The sequence below is a fragment of the Ramlibacter ginsenosidimutans genome (assembly GCF_016654015.1).
GTDB classification, from domain to species: domain Bacteria; phylum Pseudomonadota; class Gammaproteobacteria; order Burkholderiales; family Burkholderiaceae_C; genus Ramlibacter; species Ramlibacter ginsenosidimutans.
Window position 1 is genome coordinate 133102 of record NZ_JAEPWM010000009.1, and the last position, 20874, is coordinate 153975.

19 protein-coding genes are annotated in these 20874 nt (G+C 69.7%); 11 read left to right on the forward strand and 8 right to left on the reverse strand.

Annotated features, from left to right (window positions below):
• Positions 1-35: 35 nt before the first annotated feature.
• The gene (locus tag JJB11_RS19570; RefSeq protein WP_201175383.1) at positions 36-1133 is read left to right on the forward strand and encodes a two-partner secretion domain-containing protein; all 1098 of its coding nucleotides are present in this window, start codon (positions 36-38) and stop codon (positions 1131-1133) included.
• 509 nt (positions 1134-1642) lie between these two features.
• Entirely contained in the window at positions 1643-2569 is a 927-nt protein-coding gene (locus JJB11_RS19575; protein WP_201175384.1) for a cation diffusion facilitator family transporter, read from the forward strand.
• A gap of 49 nt (positions 2570-2618) precedes the next feature.
• On the opposite strand, the gene JJB11_RS19580 is transcribed toward JJB11_RS19575, so the two are convergent.
• Complete coding sequence (locus tag JJB11_RS19580) at positions 2619-3731, reverse strand: PA0069 family radical SAM protein (RefSeq protein WP_201175386.1); 1113 nt, start codon at positions 3729-3731, stop codon at positions 2619-2621.
• 124 nt (positions 3732-3855) lie between these two features.
• Here JJB11_RS19580 and JJB11_RS19585 point away from each other — a divergent pair, with 124 nt between their 5' ends.
• Positions 3856-4041, forward strand: coding sequence for a hypothetical protein (locus JJB11_RS19585; protein ID WP_201175388.1), 186 nt, complete (start codon positions 3856-3858; stop codon positions 4039-4041).
• 22 nt (positions 4042-4063) lie between these two features.
• Here the strand turns inward: JJB11_RS19585 and JJB11_RS19590 are convergent, their stop codons facing one another.
• From JJB11_RS19590 to JJB11_RS19605, 4 genes are all read right to left on the reverse strand, one after another.
• Positions 4064-5041, reverse strand: a complete 978-nt coding sequence (locus JJB11_RS19590; protein ID WP_201175390.1) for an NAD(P)H-dependent flavin oxidoreductase — start codon at positions 5039-5041, stop codon at positions 4064-4066.
• A gap of 113 nt (positions 5042-5154) precedes the next feature.
• Entirely contained in the window at positions 5155-6945 is a 1791-nt protein-coding gene (locus tag JJB11_RS19595; protein ID WP_201175392.1) for an acyl-CoA dehydrogenase, read from the reverse strand.
• 116 nt (positions 6946-7061) lie between these two features.
• Entirely contained in the window at positions 7062-7994 is a 933-nt protein-coding gene (locus JJB11_RS19600; RefSeq protein WP_201175394.1) for an electron transfer flavoprotein subunit alpha/FixB family protein, read from the reverse strand.
• Positions 7995-8126: 132 nt separating this feature from the next.
• Entirely contained in the window at positions 8127-8876 is a 750-nt protein-coding gene (locus JJB11_RS19605) for an electron transfer flavoprotein subunit beta/FixA family protein (RefSeq protein ID WP_201175396.1), read from the reverse strand.
• Positions 8877-9137: 261 nt separating this feature from the next.
• On the opposite strand from JJB11_RS19605, the gene JJB11_RS19610 reads away from it, so the two are divergent.
• The 3 genes from JJB11_RS19610 to JJB11_RS19620 are packed head-to-tail and all read left to right on the forward strand — an operon-like array spanning position 9138 to position 11951.
• On the forward strand, positions 9138-10160 hold the full coding sequence (locus JJB11_RS19610) for a TRAP transporter substrate-binding protein (protein WP_201175398.1): 1023 nt from the start codon (positions 9138-9140) through the stop codon (positions 10158-10160).
• Between the two features lies 1 nt (position 10161).
• On the forward strand, positions 10162-10662 hold the full coding sequence (locus tag JJB11_RS19615) for a TRAP transporter small permease subunit (protein WP_201964957.1): 501 nt from the start codon (positions 10162-10164) through the stop codon (positions 10660-10662).
• Entirely contained in the window at positions 10659-11951 is a 1293-nt protein-coding gene (locus tag JJB11_RS19620) for a TRAP transporter large permease subunit (RefSeq protein ID WP_201175400.1), read from the forward strand. The genes JJB11_RS19615 and JJB11_RS19620 overlap by 4 nt, the downstream gene beginning before the upstream one ends.
• 10 nt (positions 11952-11961) lie before the next feature.
• Here the strand turns inward: JJB11_RS19620 and JJB11_RS19625 are convergent, their stop codons facing one another.
• The 3 genes from JJB11_RS19625 to JJB11_RS19635 are packed head-to-tail and all read right to left on the reverse strand — an operon-like array spanning position 11962 to position 15033.
• Complete coding sequence (locus JJB11_RS19625) at positions 11962-13266, reverse strand: mechanosensitive ion channel family protein (RefSeq protein ID WP_201175408.1); 1305 nt, start codon at positions 13264-13266, stop codon at positions 11962-11964.
• On the reverse strand, positions 13263-14051 hold the full coding sequence (locus tag JJB11_RS19630) for an enoyl-CoA hydratase (protein ID WP_201175410.1): 789 nt from the start codon (positions 14049-14051) through the stop codon (positions 13263-13265). The genes JJB11_RS19625 and JJB11_RS19630 overlap by 4 nt, the downstream gene beginning before the upstream one ends.
• A gap of 28 nt (positions 14052-14079) precedes the next feature.
• The gene (locus tag JJB11_RS19635; protein ID WP_201175412.1) at positions 14080-15033 is read right to left on the reverse strand and encodes a histone deacetylase family protein; all 954 of its coding nucleotides are present in this window, start codon (positions 15031-15033) and stop codon (positions 14080-14082) included.
• A 44-nt stretch (positions 15034-15077) separates the two neighbouring features.
• Between JJB11_RS19635 and JJB11_RS19640 the strand changes: the two genes are divergently transcribed.
• Genes JJB11_RS19640 through JJB11_RS19660 form a run of 5 tightly spaced genes read left to right on the forward strand, consistent with a single transcriptional unit; the run spans position 15078 to position 20812 of the window.
• Positions 15078-15998, forward strand: a complete 921-nt coding sequence (locus JJB11_RS19640) for an AAA family ATPase (protein ID WP_201175414.1) — start codon at positions 15078-15080, stop codon at positions 15996-15998.
• Entirely contained in the window at positions 15995-17032 is a 1038-nt protein-coding gene (locus tag JJB11_RS19645) for a DUF58 domain-containing protein (protein ID WP_201175416.1), read from the forward strand. Before JJB11_RS19640 ends, JJB11_RS19645 begins: the two co-directional genes overlap by 4 nt.
• Positions 17026-19035 (forward strand): transglutaminaseTgpA domain-containing protein, encoded by a 2010-nt coding sequence (locus tag JJB11_RS19650; protein ID WP_201175418.1) that lies wholly within the window; start codon positions 17026-17028, stop codon positions 19033-19035. The genes JJB11_RS19645 and JJB11_RS19650 overlap by 7 nt, the downstream gene beginning before the upstream one ends.
• Positions 19035-20120 carry a lytic murein transglycosylase B gene (mltB, locus tag JJB11_RS19655; RefSeq protein ID WP_201175420.1) on the forward strand — a complete coding sequence of 362 codons (1086 nt, stop codon included), beginning with the start codon at positions 19035-19037 and terminating at the stop codon, positions 20118-20120. The genes JJB11_RS19650 and mltB overlap by 1 nt, the downstream gene beginning before the upstream one ends.
• Complete coding sequence (locus JJB11_RS19660; protein ID WP_242529039.1) at positions 20117-20812, forward strand: HD domain-containing protein; 696 nt, start codon at positions 20117-20119, stop codon at positions 20810-20812. Before mltB ends, JJB11_RS19660 begins: the two co-directional genes overlap by 4 nt.
• The last annotated feature ends 62 nt before the right edge of the window (positions 20813-20874 follow it).

A 20874-nucleotide genomic window follows, 5' to 3' on the forward strand; every position in this document is an offset into this window, starting at 1 on the left:
GGCTGCGGCCGCAACGCCGCCACAAGGAAGGGAACATGCGAAGGGAATTCCGGTCCGGCCCGCTGGGCACCGGCTGTGCGCTCGCCCTGCTGCTCGCGGGCGGCACGGCCATGGCGCAGCCGGTCGGTCCCGACGTGCGCCTGGGCAACGCGCAGTTCCAGCAACTGGGCAAGTCGTTGCTCGTGACCACCACCGATGGCGCCGGCACCCGGCGGTCGGTGATCGACTGGCGCAGCTTCTCGGTCCCCGCCGGCAGCATCACGCACTTCCTGCAGCCCGGCCCGGACAGCACGTCCATCAACCGCGTGCTGGGCAACAAACCCTCGGACATCCTCGGCACGCTCAGCTCCAACGGCCAGCTCGTGCTGGTGAATCCCTCGGGCATTGCGATCGGCCCGGGCGCGACCGTCGACACGGCGGCGTTCACCGCCTCCGCGCTGGCCCTGTCCGACGCGGACGCGCTCGCCGGACGGATGCGCTTCAGCGCCGAGCGCGGGCATCGCGGCGTCGATGTGCAAGGACAGGTGCTCGCGCGAAGCGGCGACGTGGTCCTGCTCGGGACCGACGTCAACGTGGGCAAGGACGCGATCGTCCAGGCGCCGAACGGCGCCGTGCTGCTGGGCGCGGGGCAGACCGTGGCGCTCACCGGGCGAGGGATCGAAGGCATCGTGCTGCAGGTGACGTCGCCCGCTGACCGCGCCGTCAACCTGGGTCGGCTGGAAGGCGATGCGGTAGGAATGTTCGCTTCCCAGCTGCGCCACACCGGCGTCATTGCCGCGAACCACGTGGTGCTCGCCGGCGACAAGGTGCGGCTGGAGCAAGGCGGGCCGGCCGGCAGGGCGGACGGATCACCCGGCCGCGGACCGGAGCCGGACCTTTCGGGCACCATCGAGTCGCCTCCGCCCCGGGGCGCGGGCGGCAGGGGCAGCTCCGCTGCGTCGGCTGCCGCACGCGCGGACGCGTCCCGCTCCACCGCGGTCCTTGCCGCGCTGGAAGCCGGCAAGGCCGGGGTGGTGGCCGCCAACGGCGAGCTGGTGACCAGCCTGCAGGCGCCGACCGAGCCCGGCGACAGCGCGGCCGAACGGCGCGACCGGCGCCGCGCCGCGGAAGTCGTGGAGCAGTGCACGCGCTGAGCCCGCGTGTACGTGGTTTCCCGCAGTTTCATATTTGTTCAAATAGATAGACTGTCGGTGTGATGCCACGCATCGCACGAGAGAGCATTTCAGGACTCCCCTGCCCCCGGCCTCCTCCGGGGGCTTTTTTCTGGGCGCTCGCAACATCACGAACGCGGAGCCTCGTCCTGGTCCAGGCCGAGGGGCAACCGGCCGAGACGCGAAGATCGACCTGCCGCTCAGAACGCGGCGAGCAGTTCCTAGTTCGGGCGCGAGAAGCGCCAGCGAGCTTTCGCATCGCTGGGGTTCGCTTTGCTCACCGCCAGCCTACGAAGGCACTACGACGGCACGCGAGGACCGTAGGCTGGTGGTGAGCCGCAGGCGAACCCCAGCTGCCTGCGCCGCGCGATCCCCGCCGTGCCGCGCACGGCAACGCACTTTCTTCCTCGCAAGGTTCGCGTGCGGGGCTCGCGCCGACCCCCGCGATCGCGAGTCGATGCTAGATTGGAACGCCATCCGCAGTCTTCTTCATGGCCGAGTCCCGCACGGCGATCTACGGCGCCCTGGCGGCGAACGTCGCCATCACCGTCACCAAGTTCATCGTTGCCGGCATCACCGGCAGCTCCGCCATGCTGTCCGAAGGCATCCACTCGCTGGTGGACTCGGGCAACAGCCTGCTGCTACTCCTGGGCGAGCACCGCAGCGAGCAGCCGGCCTCGGCCCAGCACCCCTTCGGGCATGGCAAGGAGCTCTACTTCTGGAGCCTGATCGTCGCCGTGCTGATCTTCGGCGCGGGCGGCGCCGTCTCGTTCTGGGAAGGCGTGCTGCACGTGCGCGATCCGCATGCGCTGGAAGACCCCTTCTGGAGCTACATCGTGCTGGGCTGCGCGGCGGTGTTCGAGGGCGCGAGCTTCACCATCGCGTTCCGCCAGTTCACGCGTGAACGCGGCGATACGCCCTTCTGGCACGCCTTGCGCATCAGCAAGGACCCGGCCACCTACACGGTAATGGCGGAAGACTCCGCGGCGCTCGTCGGGCTCGCGCTTGCCGCGATCGGCATCTTCGCCAGCCACGCGCTCAACATGCCGCGCCTCGACGGCGCCGCGTCCATCGCCATCGGCCTGCTGCTGGCCGGCGTCGCGGTCCTGCTGATCCGCGAATCCCGCGGACTGCTCGTCGGCGAAGGCGTGAAGCCGGAGACCGCGCGCGAGATCCAGGCCATCGCGCGCTCCGCTCCCGGCGTGCGCGACGTCGGCCGGGTGCTCTCGATGTACGTCGGCCCCGAGGACGTGCTGGTCACCTTCGCCGTGACCTTTGCGCCCGAGATGCCCGCCTCCGAGCTGGCGCGCACGATCAAGCAGATCGAGCACACCGTGCGCGAACGCTTCCCCAAGGTGCAGCGGATCTTCGTCGAGCCGGTGGCGCCCCCAGCGACGGACGCGCCGGCGCACGGCTGATCGTTGTCGCTCAGGGCAGCAGCGCCATCGGGAGTTTGCGTTGCATGTGTCAGAACAGGCAGCCCTGCCCGGGCGGCGACGGCGGACGGAACAGGTCGGTGCGGAACACCTGCCGCTTCGCATTGAAGCCCAGGCGCCGGGCCGTGCGCTCGAAGCGCTGGCGCACCAGCTGCGCCCAGGTGCCCGAGCCCTTCATGCGCGTGGCGAAGTCGCTGTCGTAGTCCTTGCCGCCACGCATCTCCTGGATGCGGTGCATCACGCGCTGGGCGCGCTGCGGGTAGTGCTGCTCCAGCCACTGCCGGAACAGCGGCGCGACCTCCCAGGGCAGCCGCAGCACGTGGTAGAAGGCCTCGCGCGCGCCCGCGTCCCACGCGGCCTCCATCACCTGTTCCATGTCGTCGTTGAGGAAGGGAATCTGCGGCGCGAGGCTGACGCCGCAGGGGACGCCATGCTCGGCCAGCGTGCGCAACACGCGAAGCCGCCGATGCGGCGCGGCGGCGCGCGGCTCGAGCTTGCGGGCGAGCTCGGCGTCCAGGGTGGTGATGGTGACGTAGACCGCCACGAGCCCCTGCTGCGCCATGGGCGCGAGGAGGTCGAGGTCGCGCTCGACGCCGCTGGACTTGGTGACCAGGCCGAACGGATGGTTCGCCTCGTGCAGCACTTCGATCAGCCCGCGCGTGAGCCGCAGTTCGCGCTCCACGGGCTGGTAGCAGTCCGTGGCGGTGCCGATCGCGATCAGCTGCGGCCGATAGGACCGGCGCGCGAGCTCGGCCCGCAGCAGTTCCACCGCGTTGCGCTTGGCGATGATCCGGGTCTCGAAGTCGAGCCCCGGCGAGAGATTCAGGTAGCTGTGCGTGGGCCGGGCATAGCAGTAGATGCACCCGTGCTCGCAGCCGCGGTAGGGATTGATGGACTGGTCGAAGTAGATGTCCGGCGAGTCGTTGGTGGCGATGATGCTCTTCGCCGTCTCCCAGATGATCTCCGTGCGCGGCGGCGCGGCCGGATCGTCATCGGCGTGCTCCCAGCCGTCGTCGAAGCCCTCCCGGGCATCGGAGGCGAAGCGATGCGGAAAGCGTGTTGCCGTGCCGCGCCCCTTGATGGCCTCGATCGGGACGCGCACCTCCGCGGCCCGGGTGTCGGTACTGCGGTCGATACTGTTCATGCGTACAGTATGCCACCGCGGCGAGCGTCCGTGCACGGGGCGGGGACTACACGCGAAACGGGGCGGACCTGACAGTGGCGCGCCGTCCTGCGCCGGAGACTGGCCTCAGAACAGGAGCCACACCATGTTCGGACTGCCCCCCTATGCCTGGTTCTTCGTCTTCGCCATCATCGCGGCGGCCGCGGCGCGCGTGCTCGTCGGGCGAGTGCGCGACGACGCCGCGTCGTTTCCGGGATGGATCCTGTATGCCGTGGCGATCGGCTGCGTGATCCTGGGCGTCGCGACGCTCTGGCTCGGCCGCGCGGCGTAGCGCCCGCGCCGGCGACAGGCGCTCAGGCCGTCGCCATCGCAGGCAGGGCCAATCGCCCGCGCGCTTCGGCGTACTCGCGCGCAAGGCGCGCCACGAGCTCGGCGACGGACACGATTTCCTTCACGGCGCTGATGCCCTGCCCCGAGCCCCAGATGTCCTTCCACGCCTTCTTGCTGCCTTCGCCGCCGCCGAAGCTCATCTTGCTGGGGTCGCTCTCGGGCAGCCGATCGGGATCCAGCCCCGCGTTGCGGATGCTGGCCTTCAGGTAGTTGCCGTGCACGCCCGTGAACAGGCTGGAGTAGACGATCTCGTCGGAGCTGCCCTCGACGATCGCGCGCTTGTAATCGTCGCTGGCGCGCGCCTCGTGCGTGGCGATGAAGGCGGAGCCGATGTACGCGAAGTCCGCGCCCAGCGCCTGCGCGGCCAGCACCGCGCCGCCGTTCGCAATGGCACCCGACAAGGCGATCGGACCGTCGAACCATTCGCGGATCTCCTGCACCAGCGCGAACGGGCTCTTCACGCCCGCATGGCCGCCGGCGCCGGCCGCCACCGCGATCAGGCCGTCGGCGCCCTTCTCGATGGCCTTGCGCGCGAACGTGTTGTTGATGATGTCGTGCAGCACGATGCCGCCGTAGGAGTGGATGGCCTCGTTCACGTCGGGGCGCGCGCCCAGCGAGGTGATGACGATGGGCACCTTGCGCTTGACCACCACCTCCATGTCGTGCTCGAGCCGGTCATTGCTCTTGTGCACGATCTGGTTGATGGCATAGGGCGCGGCCGGGCGGTCCGGGTGCGCGCGGTCGTGCGCCGCCAGGGTCTCCTCGATCTCGTGCAGCCATTCGTCCAGCTGCGCCGCGGGCCGCGCGTTCAGCGCCGGCATGGAGCCGACGATGCCCGCCTTGCACTGCTCGATCACCATCTTCGGGTTGCTGACGATGAACATCGGCGAGGCGATCACGGGCAAGGGCAGGTTCTGCAGGACACGCGGCAATCTGGACATCGGTTCTCCTGTTGCTGGGGTTCGGCTACGCCTCACCGCCAGCCTACGAATTCATGGTCGGCAGGCTGGGGTGACGCAGGAACCCCAGCGGTGCGCGCAATTGCGCGCGGTCTTCAGAACGCTTCCATCGGCAGCGCGGTCACGCTGTCGCCGCCTTCGACGATCGCATCGCGCAGGCCCGGCGCGCGGGCGAGGATGTGGTCGGCGTAGAAGCGCGCGGTGGCGATCTTCGCCTGCATGAACGACGCGTCCTGTCCCTTGTGCAACAGGTCCTCGGCGACCAGCAGCGAGCGCGCGAGCTGCCAGCCCGCCACCAGGTTGCCGGCCAGCATCAGGTAGGGCACGGAGCCGGCGAACACCGCGTTCGGCGAGGCCTTGCCCTGCTGCACGACGAAGCCGACCACGTCGAGGAAGGCCTTGCGCGCGGCGACTAGCCGCCTGGCCACCGCCCGCGCGGCGACGCTGTCGCGGCGCACGAGCTCGCCCTCGGTCTTCTCGATCTGCGCCGCGATCGCCTGCGCCACCTGGCCGCCATCGCGCGCGGTCTTGCGGCCGACCAGGTCGTTGGCCTGGATCGCGGTCGTGCCTTCGTAGATGGTGAGGATCTTGGCGTCGCGGTAGTACTGCGCCGCACCCGTCTCCTCGATGAAGCCCATGCCGCCGTGCACCTGCACGCCCAGCGACGTGACTTCCAGGCTCATCTCCGTGCTGTAGCCCTTGACCAGCGGCACCAGGAATTCGTAGAAGGCCTGGTTCTGCTTGCGCGCCTGCGCATCCGGATGGTGGTGCGCGGCGTCGTACGCGGCGGCCGCCACGCTGGCCATGGCGCGGCAGCCCTCGGTCATGGCGCGCATGGTCATGAGCATGCGGCGCACGTCCGGGTGGTGGATGATGGTCGCGGGACCGTTGACGCTGCCGTCCACGGGACGCGACTGCACGCGGTCGCGCGCATAGGCCACGGCCTTCTGGTAGGCGCGCTCGGCCACCGCGATGCCCTGCACGCCGACGGCGTAGCGGGCGGCGTTCATCATGATGAACATGTACTCGAGCCCGCGGTTCTCCTGGCCCACCAGGTAGCCCACGGCACCGCCATGATCCCCATATTGCAGGACGGCGGTCGGCGAGGCCTTGATCCCCAGCTTGTGCTCGATGCTGACGCAGTGCACGTCGTTGCGCGCGCCCCGCGAGCCGTCGGCGTTCACCAGGAACTTGGGCACGACGAACAGGCTGATGCCCTTGACGCCGTCGGGCGCGCCGGGAATGCGGGCCAGCACCAGGTGGACGATGTTGTCCGCCATGTCGTGCTCGCCGTAGGTGATGAAGATCTTGGTGCCGAACACCTTGTAGGTGCCATCAGGCTGCGGCTCGGCGCGCGAGCGCACCATGGCGAGATCGCTGCCCGCCTGCGGCTCGGTGAGGTTCATGGTGCCGGTCCACTCGCCCGTGACCAGCTTCTCCAGGTACACCGACTTCAGGTCGTCCGAGCCCGCGGTCAGCAGCGCCTCGATGGCGCCATCCGTGAGCAGCGGGCACAGCGCGAAGCTCAGGTTGGCGGAGTTGAGCATCTCGATGCACGCGGCGCCGATCGTCTTGGGCAAGCCCTGGCCGCCGAAGTCGGCCGGGTGCTGCAGGCCTTGCCAGCCGCCTTCGGCGAACTGCTTGTAGGCCTGCACGAAGCCGGCAGTCGTCGTGACCTGGCCGTCCTTCCAGCTGGAGGGATGGCGGTCGCCCTCGACGTTCAGCGGCGCCAGCACGCCCTCGTTGAACTTCGCGCACTCCTCGAGCACGGCCTGCGCGGTGTCCAGCCCCGCTTCCTCGAAGCCGGGCATCTGCGCGATCTGTTCGATGTCGGCCAGGTGCTCGATGTCGAACAGCATGTCCTTGACGGGGGCGATGTAGCTCATTTGACTCTCTCCTGGATTTGCTCCTTCCCCGCTGGGGGAAGGCTGGGATGGGGGCGCTCCAAGTGTCGGGGAGCGCCCGCACCCCGCCCCTCCCCGGGACGGGGAGGGAGTCGGCCTTACAGCGCCTTCACCAGTTCCGGCACGGCCTGGAACAGGTCGGCCTCAAGGCCGTAGTCGGCCACGCTGAAGATCGGCGCTTCCGGGTCCTTGTTGATCGCGACGATCACCTTGGAGTCCTTCATGCCCGCCAGGTGCTGGATCGCGCCGGAGATGCCCAGGGCGATGTACAGCTGCGGCGCCACGATCTTGCCGGTCTGGCCGACCTGGAAGTCGTTCGGCGCGTAGCCCGCGTCCACGGCGGCGCGCGATGCGCCGATGGCGGCGCCCAGCTTGTCGGCCAGCGGCTCCAGCACTTCGTGGAACTTCTCGGAAGAACCGAGCGCCCGGCCACCGGACACGATGATCTTGGCGGCGGTGAGTTCGGGGCGGTCGTTCTTCGCGATCTCCTGGCCCAGGAAGCGGCTCTTGCCGGCGTCGCCGGCGGCACTGGCGTTCTCCACGCCGGCGCTGCCGCCGGTGGCGGGAGCGGGATCGAAGGCCGTGGTGCGCACGGTGATCACCTTCACGCTGTCGGCGCTCTGCACGGTGGCGATGGCGTTGCCGGCGTAGATCGGGCGCTCGAACGTGTCCGGGCTGTCGACCTTCGTGATGTCGGAGATCTGCGCGACATCCAGCTTCGCCGCGACGCGCGGGGCGATGTTCTTGCCGCTGGCGGTCGCGGGGAACAGGATGTGGCTGTAGTTGCCGGCCAGTGCGAGCACCTGCGCGGCGACGTTCTCGGCCAGGCCGTGCTCGAACTGGGGGCCATCCGCGAGGATGACCTTGGCAACGCCCGCGACTTGCGCAGCGGCTTTGGCGGCTTCACCGGCATTGGCACCGGCAACCAGCACGTGCACGTCGCCGCCGCAGGCCTTGGCTGCGGTGATGGTGTTGAGGGTCGAAGGGCGAATCGACTTGTTGTCGTGTTCGGCGATGACGAGGGAGGTCATGGTTGTTCCAAGATGTTGAACGCAGAGTGCGCAGAGGTTACGCAGAGGACGCAGAGGAATACCAATTGAAATTGGATGTTCTCTGCGTCCTCTGCGTGTCTTCGCGTCCTCTGCGTTCTGATTGCCTGATGATCAGATGACCTTCGCTTCGGTCTTCAGCTTCTGCACGAGCGTCGCAACGTCGGGCACCTTGACGCCGGCGCCGCGCTTGGGCGGCTCGCTGACCTTCAGCGTCTTCAGGCGCGGCTTGACATCGACGCCGAGGTCTTCGGGCTTGAGCGTGTCCAGCTGCTTTTTCTTCGCCTTCATGATGTTCGGCAGCGTCACGTAGCGCGGCTCGTTCAGGCGCAGGTCGGTGGTGATCACCGCCGGCAGCGTGACCTCCAGCGTCTCAAGGCCGCCGTCCACTTCGCGCGTGACCTTGGCCTTGCCGTCGGCCACTTCCACCTTCGAGGCGAAGGTCGCCTGCGGCAGGTCGGCCAGCGCGGCCAGCATCTGGCCCGTCTGGTTGCAGTCGTCGTCGATCGCCTGCTTGCCCAGGATCACCAGGCCCGGCTGCTCCTTGTCGACCAGCGCCTTCAGCAGCTTGGCCACGGCCAGGGGCTGCAGCTCCTCGTCGGTCTGGACCAGGATGGCGCGGTCGGCGCCGATCGCCATGGCGGTGCGCAGCGTTTCCTGGCACTGCTGCACGCCGCAGGAGACGGCGATCACCTCGGTGGCGGCGCCCTTTTCCTTCAGGCGCACCGCCTCTTCCACCGCGATCTCGTCGAACGGGTTCATGCTCATCTTCACGTTCGCGATGTCCACACCCGTGTTGTCCGACTTGACGCGGACCTTCACGTTGTAGTCCACCACCCGCTTCACGGGGACCAGGACCTTCATTGGGGCACTCCTAGAGTTGTGGGGAATTGACGTATGCGTCAACCCTGAAATTCTATGTGGGGGACGCACCCCCACCCCCCCGGATCATGGGGGGAACACAAAAAAGAACGACCGTTCGTTTTTCTGGATTATAGGGCCGCAGGCGCGGCCGTCCAGCGCATCGCGCGATTTCTTCGCGAGCGCCGATGCGGGTAAGTCAGGACCGGGCCCCTCAGGGCCGCCGCTTACAGTGCCCGCACACGAAGATCAGGAGTTCGGTCGATGAAACGCAGTCTCCTCGCACTCGCCTCGTTCGGCTCCCTCGCCCTCTTCACCGCCGGCGCCGCGCACGCGCAGACGGTGCTGACGGTGTCCAGCTGGGTCCCACCCACGCACGCGCTCAGCGTCGCGCAGAAGGAGTGGTGCGACCTGGTCGAGAAGAACGCGGCCGGCAAGGTCCGCTGCAACGTGCTCCCGCGCGCGGTCGCCAACCCGCCGGGCACCTACGACGCGGTGAAGAACGGCCTGGCGGACGTTTCCTTCACCGTGCACGGCTACACGCCCGGGCGCTTCGTGCTCACGCAGATGGCGGAGTTCCCCTTCCTCGGCGACCAGTCCGAGCCGATCTCGGTGGCCTTCAACCGGGTCGCGATGAAGCACCCGCAGTTCCTGCAGGAGCACCAGGGCGTGCACGTGCTGGCCTTCTTCACGCACGGCCCCGGCATCGTGTTCAACACCAAGCGGCCCGTGACGAAGCTGGAGGACCTGCAGGGCCTCAAGTGGCGGGTGGGTGGCGGCATGGTCAACGAGATCGCCAAGGCGCTGGGCATGAACGTCACGCTCAAGCCCGCGCCCGACTCCTACGAGCTGCTCTCCGGCGGCGTCATGGACGGCACGCTCTTTCCCGCGGAGTCCATCGAGTCCTTCAAGATCGACAAGCTCATCAAGTACGCGACCACCTTTCCCGGCGGCCTGTACAACACCAGCTTCGTCTTCATGATGAACCAGGCCACCTACGACAAGCTGGACCCGGCCGCGAAGAAGGCCGTGGATGCCGCTTCCGGCGAAGTCGCCGCGCGCATCATGGGCCGCAACTGGGACAAGGTGGACCGCCGGGCCTACGCGCTCATGCAGGCCAACAACGTGCAGGTCACCAAGGCCGACGCGAAGTTCGTCGCCGACGTGAAGGCGCGTACCGCCCCGCTCGAGCAGCGGTGGTTCGACGACGCGAAGGCCAAGGGCCTGCCGAACGCGGACAAGGTGCTCGCCGAGTTCCGCTCCGAGATCGCCAAGGCGTCGAAGTAGGGTGCCGTCGCTGCGCTTCGAGAAGATCCTCGCCCTGGCCTGCGGCTTCCTTTCGGCGGCCGCCCTCTTCGCCATCATGGCGCTCACCTTCTTCGACGTGGGCGGGCGCAAGCTGCTGGACAACTCCATCCCCGGGTCGCTGGAGCTCACCGAGCTGCTGATGGTGGTCGTGATCTTCGCCGCGCTGCCGCTGGTGTCGCTGCGCGGCGAACACGTGCTGTTCGACTCCTTCGACACGTACCTCCCGCCGCGCGTGCTGCGCCTGCAGAAGGCGGTGATCGACCTGCTCATCGCCGTCGCGCTGCTGTCGCTCGCGGTGCTGATGTGGAAGACGGCAGGTGAATTCGCCGCCACCGGCGAGACCACCGCGCAGTTGAAGATCCCGAAAGCGCCCTTCCTCTACGGCATGGCCGTGCTGTGCGGCCTCGCGGGCGTGGTGCACCTGCGGCTGATCGCCCGGCCGCCGGCGGCGCTGGCCGAAGGCGAAGGCGTGGCGCTGTGATCGCCGCGCTCGCCGGCTTCGCCCTCGTCTTCCTGCTGGCGGTGCTGCGCGTGCCGCTGTCCTTCGCCATGGGCGGGGTGGGCCTCGTCGGCATCGGCCTCACGCGCGGCTGGGAACCGGCGCTCGCCTCGACGGCGCAGGTCGTGTACGAGACCGGCTTCGCGTACACGCTGTCGGTGATCCCCCTGTTCATCCTGATGGGGAATTTCGTGGCGCGCGCCGGCCTGGCGCAGGAACTGTTCGCCGCCGCCTACGCGTTCATCGGCCACCGGCGCGGCGGACTGGCGCACGCGACGGTCGCCGCCTGCGCGGGCTTCGGCGCCATCTGCGGCTCCTCCATCGCGACGGCCGCCACCATGGGCAAGGTCGCCTATCCGTCCATGAAGGAGCTGGGCTACAGCGACACGCTGTCCATGGGCGTGATCGCCGCCGGCGGCACGCTGGGCATCATGATCCCGCCGTCCACCATCATGGTGATCTACGGGATCATCACCGAGACCAACATCGGCAAGCTGTTCGCCGCCGGCGTGATCCCCGGCCTGGCCTCGGCGGCGCTGATGATGGCGGGCATCGCCTGGATCACCGCCCGCGATCCCGCGCATGCACCCGCCGGCCCGCGCAGCTCCTGGCCCGAGCGGTGGAAGGCGCTGCGCGGCATCTGGGGCGTGCTGGTGCTGGTGATCGTGGTGCTGGGCGGCATCTACGGCGGCATCTTCACCGCCACCGAAGGCGCGGGCATCGGCGCGGCGGGGGCGTTCCTGTTCGCGGTGGCGCGGCGGCGGCTGACGCTCGCGCAGCTCGCCGAAGTGCTGGTCGAGTCGGCGCGCACGACCGCGATGCTGTTCACGCTGCTGATCGCGGCCACGCTGTTCGCCAACTTCGTCAACTTCACGAGCATGCCCGGGGACCTCAAGGCGCTCATCACCACCAGCGGGCTGTCGCCGCCGATGATCGTCGTGGCGATGATGGTGATCTACGTGATCCTCGGCACGGTGATGGAGGAACTGACGATGGTGCTGCTCACCATCCCGCTGTTCTTCCCCATCGTCACGGCCCTCGGCTACGACCCCGTGTGGTTCGGCGTGCTGATCGTGATGGTGGTGCAGATCGGCCTGATCTCGCCGCCCGTGGGCATGAACATGTTCGTGCTCAACGCGCTGCTGCCCGGCGTAGGCCTGGGCGCGATCTACCGGGGCTGCTGGCCCTTCGTGTTCGTGCTGGTGCTGATGCTGGGACTGCTGATCGCGTTCCCGTCGCTGAGCCTCTGGCTGCCCTCGCTCATGCGCTGAGCGCGCGCGCTCAGCCTCCCCGCGACAGCGTCGCGTCGTCCCTGGTGCCGCCGTCGGCCGACGGCAGCGCGGCGCCTGCCGCGGGCAGGATACGCAGGACGCGCTGCGGATAGGGGATGTCGATGCGCGCCTCGCGCAGCGCCCGCAGGATCTTGAGGTTCACGTCCGAGCGCACGTTCAGCGTGCCGTTCTGCGGGTCGTCGATCCAGAACAGCAGGCGGAAGTCCAGCCCGTCGTTGCCGAAAGTCGCCAGCCGCGCGGAGGGCGGCGGGTCGGCCAGCACGCGCTGGGTGCGCAGCGCCGCGTCGCACAGCAGCGCGATGACCTCGTCCGGATCGCTGTCGTAGCCCACCACGACCTCGGTGGAGACCAGCACCCGCGGATCGGCGATCGACAGGTTCTCCACCCGCTCGGAGATCAGCTTTTCGTTGGGCACCACCGAAGCGCGGCCGTCGGGTGCGCGGATCAGCGTGTAGCGGGTCTTGATGTCCGCGACCACGCCTTCGAAGCCATCCACCTTCACCGTGTCGCCGATGCGCAGGCTGCGCTCGGCCAGGATCACGAAGCCGCTCACGTAGTTGGCGGCCAGCTTCTGCAGGCCGAAGCCCAGGCCGACGCCCACCGCGCCGCCGAGCACCGACAGCGCGGTGAGGTCCACGCCCGCCACCGACAAGGCGAACAGGAAGCCGATGGTCAGCAGGGAAGCGCGCACGGCGTTGACGGCGACCTTGCGCAGCGACAGGTCGCTCACCGCATCGCGCAGCACCCGGCGTTCGAGCACGGCGGAGAACCACAGCGCGAGCACGAGCACCAGGCCCGAGGAGATGAGGCCCTGCACGATCCCGAGCAGGGTGACGCGCGTCTTGCCGAAGGTGAAGCGCACGTTGTCCATCTCCGTCATCACGGCGGGCAGCAGCCCCATGATCCAGAGCACCGCGGCGATCCAGGCCAGCCACGAGAACAGCGTCTCCATGCGCCGCGCCAGGTGCGAGCGCGGGAACACGAGCGGAAACACGCGCGCGAGCAGGCGGATGCCCGCGAGCGACATCAGCACCGGCAGCGCCAGGCGCAGCAGCGGCACCGGCTGCAGGCCGCCGAGGATCTTGCGAGCGGCGTAGGTGAGGACCAGCGCGATCAGCGGAAACAGCAGCCCGTCGACGAGGTAGCGCCCGAACAGCACGGACTCCGGCGGCTGGCGCCGCCCCGACAGCCAGCAGATGCCGTAGGCCGCGGCCAGGCAGGCCACCAGGGTGAAGGTTTCCCAGCCGATGCCGCGGTGGTTGAGGGACCCGATCAGGTCGTCGAACTCGATCATCCGGCCCGGCCCTTGTCCCCGCCGGGCTTGCGCTTCTCCGTGAACGCCGTGACGCCCTCGAGCGCGCAGGGCTCCATCATGTTCACCGCCATGGTCTGCGTGGCGAGCTGGTAGGCCGCGGCCACGCCCATCTCGCGCTGCCGGTAGAAGAGGTCCTTGCCCATGGCAAGCGCCACGCGCGGCTTGGCGAGGATGGCCTGCACCAGCCGTTCGACTTCCGCATCGAGCTGCTCCGGCGCGACCGCGTGGTTCACCAGGCCGCGCGCCTGCGCTTCCTGCGCGGAGATGAAGTCGCCGGTCACCAGCATCTCCATCGCCTGCTTGGGCGCCATGTTGCGCAGCAGGGGCACGCTGGGCGTGGAGCAGAACAGACCGTAGTTCACGCCGCTGACCGCGAAGCTCGCTTCGGTGGAGGCGACGGCCAGGTCGCATTGCGCCACCAGCTGGCAGCCCGCCGCCGTCGCGATGCCATGCACGCGGGCGATCACGGGCACGGGCAGCGCCTGCAACGCCAGCATCATGCGGCTGCAGCGGGCGAACAGGTCCTGGTAGTAGGCCAGCTCGGGCCGCGCGATCATTTCCTTCAGGTGGTGCCCCGCGCAGAACGCCTTGCCGGCGCCCGCGAGCACCAGCACGCGCACCGATTCGTCGCCGGCGAGCCGGTCCAGCGCAGCCTGCAGGGCCTGCAGCACTTCCTCGCTCAGGGCATTGAAACTGGCGGGCCGGTTCAGCGTGAGCGTGACCACCCCGCGCGCATCGCGCGCCTCGATCAGCGGCTGCTCCATCGCAGCACCCTCCTCGTGTCGTTCTTGTTCAGACCTGCGCCAGCACGCGCACGTGCGCCTCGACGCTGCGACCCAGCGCATCGAGGTTGTAGCCGCCCTCCAGCGAGGACACGATGCGGCCCTTCGCGTGGCGGCTCGCGACATCCATCAGCTGCCGCGTGATCCACGCGTAGTCGGCCTCGACCAGGCCCAGCTGGCCGAGGTCGTCTTCGCGGTGCGCGTCGAAACCGGCGCTCACGAAGATCATCTCCGGCCGGAATTCTTCCAGCCGGGGCAGCCAGTGTTTCTGGATCAGCTCGCGGATGGCCGGGCCCTTCGTGTACGCGGGCACGGGCAGGTTCACCATGTTGGCCGCGTGCGCGTCGAAGCCGCTGTAGGGATAGAACGGGTGCTGGAAGATGCCCACCATCAGCACGCGCTCGTCGCCGGAGAGGATGTCCTCGGTGCCGTTGCCGTGGTGCACGTCGAAATCCACCACCGCAACGCGCTGCAGGCCGTGGCGCTCCAGCGCGTAGCGCGCCGCAATGGCAATGCTGTTGAACACGCAGAAGCCCATGGCCCGGGCGCGCGTGGCATGGTGCCCCGGCGGCCGCACGGCGCAGAACGCGTTCTCCAGCTCGCCCGCGATCACCGCGTCGGTGGCCGCGATGGCGGCGCCGGAGGCGCGCAGGACGGCGTTGAGCGTGTGGCGGTTCATCGCCGTGTCGGGATCGATGTGCACCAGGCTGGAGCCGCCGGCTTCTTCCTGCTGCCGCAGTTCCTCGGCCAGCCCGATGATGGAGGCGACGTGCATGCGGTCATGCGCCAGTTCCACGATCTCGGGACTCGCCAGCGGCGCCTCGCGGCGGTCCACCACGTCCAGCAGGCCGGAGGCCAGCATGCGGTCCTCGATGGCGTCCAGTCGCTGGGGGCACTCGGGGTGCCCGCGCCCCATGTCGTGTTTCCTGCAGTCCGGGTGTGTGAAATAGCCGGTCTTCAACATGCCTTGCCTCGGCGTCCGCCCAATATCGGATAAGGTCGTGCTTGATGGAAGCACGACAAAAACTCCAAACGCTCCTTGCCCAGCTTAACACGGTGATCGTCGGGAAGCCGGCCCAGGTGCGCGACTGCGTGGCCTGCCTGCTGGCGGGGGGACACCTGCTGATCGAGGACGTCCCGGGGGTGGGCAAGACCACCCTCGCCCATGCCCTGGCCCGCGCGTTCGGCCTGCAGTTCTCGCGCGTGCAGTTCACGGCGGACCTGATGCCCAGCGACCTGTCCGGCGTGTCGGTGTACGACCGCGGCAAGGAGGGCTTCGTGTTCCACCCGGGCCCCATCTTCGCGCAGGTGCTGCTGGCCGACGAGATCAACCGGGCCAGCCCGAAGACGCAGAGCGCGCTGCTCGAAGCCATGGAGGAGAAACAGGTCACGGTCGAAGGCGCGACGCGCGCCCTGCCCTCCCCCTTCTTCGTGATCGCGACGCAGAATCCGCATGACCAGCTGGGCACCTTCGCCCTGCCGGAGTCGCAACTGGACCGCTTCCTCATGCGCATCTCGCTGGGCTACCCCGACCGCGCGGCGGAGCGCGCCTTGTATGCGGGAGCGGACCGGCGCGAGATGGTGGAGCGCCTGGGCAACACCTTGTCGCCCATCGAGCTGCAGGTGCTGCAGCAGCAGGCCATGGACATCCATGCGGCCGATCCGCTGCTCGACTACGTGCAGGACCTGGTGGCCGCCACGCGTTCGGGCCGCTGGTTCCTGCAGGGCCTGAGCCCGCGCGCAGGCATCGCCGTGCTGCGCGCGGCCAAGGCGCAGGCCCTGCTGTCCGGACGCGACTACGTGGCGCCCGACGACGTGCAGGCGATCTTCCCGCAGACCGTGGCGCACCGCCTCATCCCGGTCGGCGATGCCGGCCGCGGGCCGGTCGAACAGGTGCGCGCGATGGTGGAGGCGGTGCCGCTGCCATGAGCAGCGTCCAGGGTTCGGCCTGGCCCGCCGAGCGCGGGCCGCTCACGCCCGACGCGCAAGCCCCGGCGCTCAACCCGGTGGCGTTCGCGCGGCGGCGCTTCCGCGCCTGGTGGCAGGCGCGGCTGCCGCACTCCGACACGATGACGCTGACCCAGCGCAACGTGTACATCCTCCCCACGCGCCCAGGGTTCATGCTTGCAGGGACGCTGCTGGTGCTGCTGGTGGGATCGATCAACTACCAGCTGAACCTCGGCTACTTGCTGACCTTCCTGCTGGCCGGCTGCGCGATCGTCGGCATGCACGTGTCCCATGCCACGCTGCGCGGCCTCACGCTGGCGCTGATGCAGCCGCCGCCGCAGTTCGCCGGCGCCAGCGCCCCGCTGACCGTCACCCTGGCCAACGCCCGCGCGAGCACGCGCTACGGCATCGGCCTGGCCGTGCTGGACGCGACGCAGGACGACCGCTGGGCCTGGACCGACGTGCCGCCGCAGGGCAGTTGCACCGTGCAGGTCGCCTTCCGGCCGCAGCGGCGCGGACTGCATCGCGTGCCGCCGCTGACGGCGGAGACGCGCTTTCCGCTGGGCACCTTCCGCGTGTGGACCGTGTGGCGGCCGGCGGCGCAGGTGCTCGTGTATCCGGCGCCCGAGGCGCATCCGCCGCCGCTGCCGGCCGGCGAGCCGCGCTCGGGCGGCCCCGCGGCGCTGCGTCGCGCGCAGGGCACGGGCGAGTTCGAGGGCGTGCGAGCGTACCGGCGCGGCGACCCCATGAAGCTGGTGGTCTGGAAGAAGGCGGCCCGCAGCGGCGAGCTCGTGAGCCGCGACACCCTGCAGGCGCAGCGCGTGGAGCTGTGGCTCGACTACCGCCAGTGCGGGGTTGCCGATCCCGAGGGCCGGCTCGCCCGGCTGGCGGCCTGGGTCTTGCAGGCGGACCGGCTGGGCCTGGACTACGGCCTGCGCCTGCCTGGCCAGGAGGTCGAACCGGGCGCGGGCGAGGCGCACAAGCGCCGCTGCCTGGAGGCGCTGGCGCTGTGCTGACGCTCGCGGCTCGCCTGCGCACGCTGCCGCGCGAGGCGCGCGACACCTTGTTCCTGCTGCTGGTGATCGGCTGGGTGCTGCTGCCGCACCTGGGCCACCTGCCCTGGTGGTGCACGCTGCTCGCCGCGGGCGTGCTGCTCTGGCGCGCCACGCTGGCCGTGCAGGCGCGTCCGCTGCCCGGTCGCGCCTGGCTCGTGCTGCTGCTGGTGGCGACGGTGATCGGCACCTGGGCCAGCCACCAGACCCTGCTCGGACGCGACGCCGGCGTGACGCTGATCGTGGCGCTGCTCGCGCTGAAGACGCTCGAACTGCGCGCGCGGCGCGACGCCTTCGTCGTGTTCTTCCTGGGCTTCTTCACGATGCTCACGAACTTCTTCTTCTCGCAGTCGCTGGCCGTGGCCGCCGCGATGCTGGTCGGACTGCTGGGCCTGCTCACCGCGCTGGTCAACGCCCACATGCCGGTGGGCCGCCCGCCGCTCGCGCAGGCGGCGCGCACCGCCGCCTGGATGACACTGCTGGGCGCGCCGGTGATGGCGCTGCTGTTCGTGCTGTTCCCGCGCCTGTCGCCGCTGTGGGGGATCCCGGCCGACGCCATGAGCGGGCGCAGCGGCCTGTCCTCGCAGATGCGCGTGGGCTCGCTGGCGGACCTGGTGCTGGACGACAGCGTTGCCTTCCGCGTCCGCTTCGAGGGCGACCCGCCGCCGCAGAGCGAGCTTTATTTCCGCGGTCCGGTGCTCAGCGACTTCGACGGCCGCGAATGGCGGCCGCTGCTGCCGCGCCTGTCGGCGCGCTTTCCGCCGCCGCGGATCGCCGACCCGCAACTGGTGGGGTTCGGTCCGCCCGTTCGCTACGAGGTCACGCTGGAGCCGAGCAATCGCCCCTGGCTGCTGACGCTGGACGCAGCCACCGAGCCGCCGAGCGCGCCGGGCATGGAGGTCGCGATGACCAGCGAACTGCAGTGGGTGCTGTCGCAGCCGGTGGTGGACCTGGTGCGCTACCGCGCGGTGAGCCACACGCGCTTCCGCCACGGGCCCGCCCGCCGCTCGATGGTGCTACCGGAGTACACGCAGTTGCCGCCCGGCTTCGATCCCCGCACCATCGAACTCGCGGGGCGGCTGCAGCGCGAGAACCCCGGCGCCACGCCCGCCGGCCTGGTGCAGGCGGCCCTGCACCTGCTGCGCACGGGCGGCTACAGCTACACGCTGTCCCCCGGCGTGTACGGCGAGAACACGGCGGACGAGTTCTGGTTCGACAGCAAGGAAGGCTTCTGCGAGCACATCGCCTCCGCCTTCGTCGTGCTGATGCGCGCCATGAGCATCCCCGCGCGCGTCGTCACGGGCTACCAGGGCGGCTCGCCCAACAACGTGGACGGCTACTGGGTCGTGCGCCAGAGCGATGCGCACGCGTGGGCCGAGGTGTGGCTGTCCGGCCGCGGCTGGGTGCGCGTGGACCCGACCGCCGCCGTAGCACCGGGGCGCACGGGATCCTTCCAGCGGCTGGTCGCGCCGCAGGGCGTGCTGAGCTCCGCGATGGAGACGGTCAGCCCGGACCTGTGGGCGGCCCTGCGCGCGAGCTGGGACGCCACCAACAACGGCTGGAACCAGTGGGTGCTGAATTACACCCAGAGCCGCCAGCTCGGCATGCTGCGCGACCTGGGCTTCAGCTCGCCGAGCTGGGAAGACCTGAGCCGCGTGCTGCTGGCCGTGATCGTGATCGTGGCGCTCGCCGGCGCGGCATGGAGCTGGTGGGACCGCCAGCAGCACGATCCCTGGCAACGCCTGCTGGCCCGCGCGCGCAAGCGGCTGCGCCAGGCTGGCCTCGAGATCGGGAACACGGAGCCACCGCGCGCGATCGCAGAACAGGCGAGCCGCCGTTTCGGCGCCGACGCGCGGGCCCTGGCGCAGTGGCTGCTGAAGCTGGAAGCGCAGCGCTACGCGCGCACGCCCGCCCAAAGCCTCTCCGCTTTGCGGCGAGAATTCCACCAGATCTCCTGGCCCCATTGATGCGTCCTGCTGCCTTCCTCCCCGCCCTGCTGCTCGCCAGCGCCTGCTCGCTCGTGGCCTGCGCCTCCCATGCGGGACCGCGCGGCAAGCCCGAGTCCCAGCGCAGCGACGCCGCCTATGCGCTGCGCCCCGACGCGATGGAATTCGCGGACGACGTGGCCGCCCGCCACGACCTCGACCCGGCGTGGGTGCGCAAGGCGCTGGGCCAGGCCCGCAACCTGCCGGTGGTGAGCCGCCTCATGCAGCCGGCGCCCCCGGGCCAGCCCAAGAACTGGAACGCCTACCGCAGCCGCTTCATCGATGCGACGCGCATCGCCGCCGGCGTGCGCTTCTGGCAGGAGAACCGCGGCACGCTGGCACGCGCCGAACAGGAGTTCGGGGTGCCGGCCGAAATCATCGTGGGCATCGTCGGCGTCGAGACCATCTACGGCCAGCAGATGGGCGACTTCCGGATCATCGATGCGCTCGCGACGCTGGCCTTCGACTTTCCGGCCAGCCATCCGCGCGCCGCGGAGCGCACGCAATACTTCCGCAACGAGCTGGACCAGTTCCTCGCCTGGTGCCAGGAGAAGCACGTGAACCCGCTGCGGCCGCGCGGCAGCTATGCCGGCGCGTGGGGCATGCCGCAGTTCATGCCCAGCAGCCTGGCGCGCTGGGGCGTCGACTACGACGACGACAAGCACATCGACCTCGCGCGTGACGCCGACGACGTGATCGGCTCGGTCGCCAACTACTTCAAGGGCTACGGCTGGATCCCCGGCATGCCCGCTTACTATCCGGTCCGCCTCGATCCCGCGCGGACCGACCTGGACGCGCTGCTCGCGCCGGACATCCTGCCCACCTTCAGCGTCGCGCGCTTCCAGGAGCTGGGCGCCGTCCTCGACGGCCCGGCGCTGGAGCACAAGGGACCGCTCGCGCTGATCGAACTGCAGAACGGCGGCGATCCCCCGACCTACGTCGCGGGCACCGAGAACTTCTACGTGATCACGCGCTACAACTGGTCCAGCTACTACGCAATGGCCGTGATCGAACTGGGACGCGAAGTGAAGGAAGCCCTGGGCGCGACTTCCGCGCGCAATCCATGAGCCCGCCGGGCCGCCCCAAGGGCGAATACCGCAGTGCGCAGCACGAAGGTACTCCAGTGAGCGCGGCCCTGCTCGGGGCCGAGGGCTGGCAGCGGATGTGGACGGCGCTGGGTGCGCAGACGGCCAGCGGCGGCTTGCTGAACCAGCTGGTGCGCGCGTACGGCGAGCCGGAACGCCACTACCACACGCTGCAGCACCTGCGCGAGTGCCTCGCGAACTTCGACGCAGCGCGCTCGCTGGCGCGGCAGCCGGAACAGGTCGAACTGGCACTGTGGTTCCATGACGCCGTGTACGACCCGCGGCGCCACGACAACGAGGAGCGCAGCGCCGCCTGGGCCCGCGACAGCGTGCGGGCCGCCGGCTGCGATGCAGCGCTGGAGCAGCGCGTGGCGGACCTGGTGCTCGCGACGGCGAAGCACGAAGCGGCGGCGGAAGACAGCGACGCCCAGTTGCTGCTGGACGTGGACCTCGCGATCCTCGGCGCGAGCCCCGCGCGCTTCGACGAGTCGAGCGTGCAGGTCCGCGCCGAGTACGCGCACGTGCCCGAGCCCGAGTTCCGTGCCGGCCGCTCGCGCGTGCTGGCGGGCTTCCTCGCGCGTCCGCGCATCTACCAGACCCCGCCCTTCCACGACGCGCTCGAGGAGCGCGCCCGCGCCAACATCGCACGCGCGCTCGCCGCCTTGCAGGCCTGAGCCCGGGGCATCGGCTCGCGTTGTGAAACTCGTGTTGGGGGCGTTACTTCGGTAACACCGTT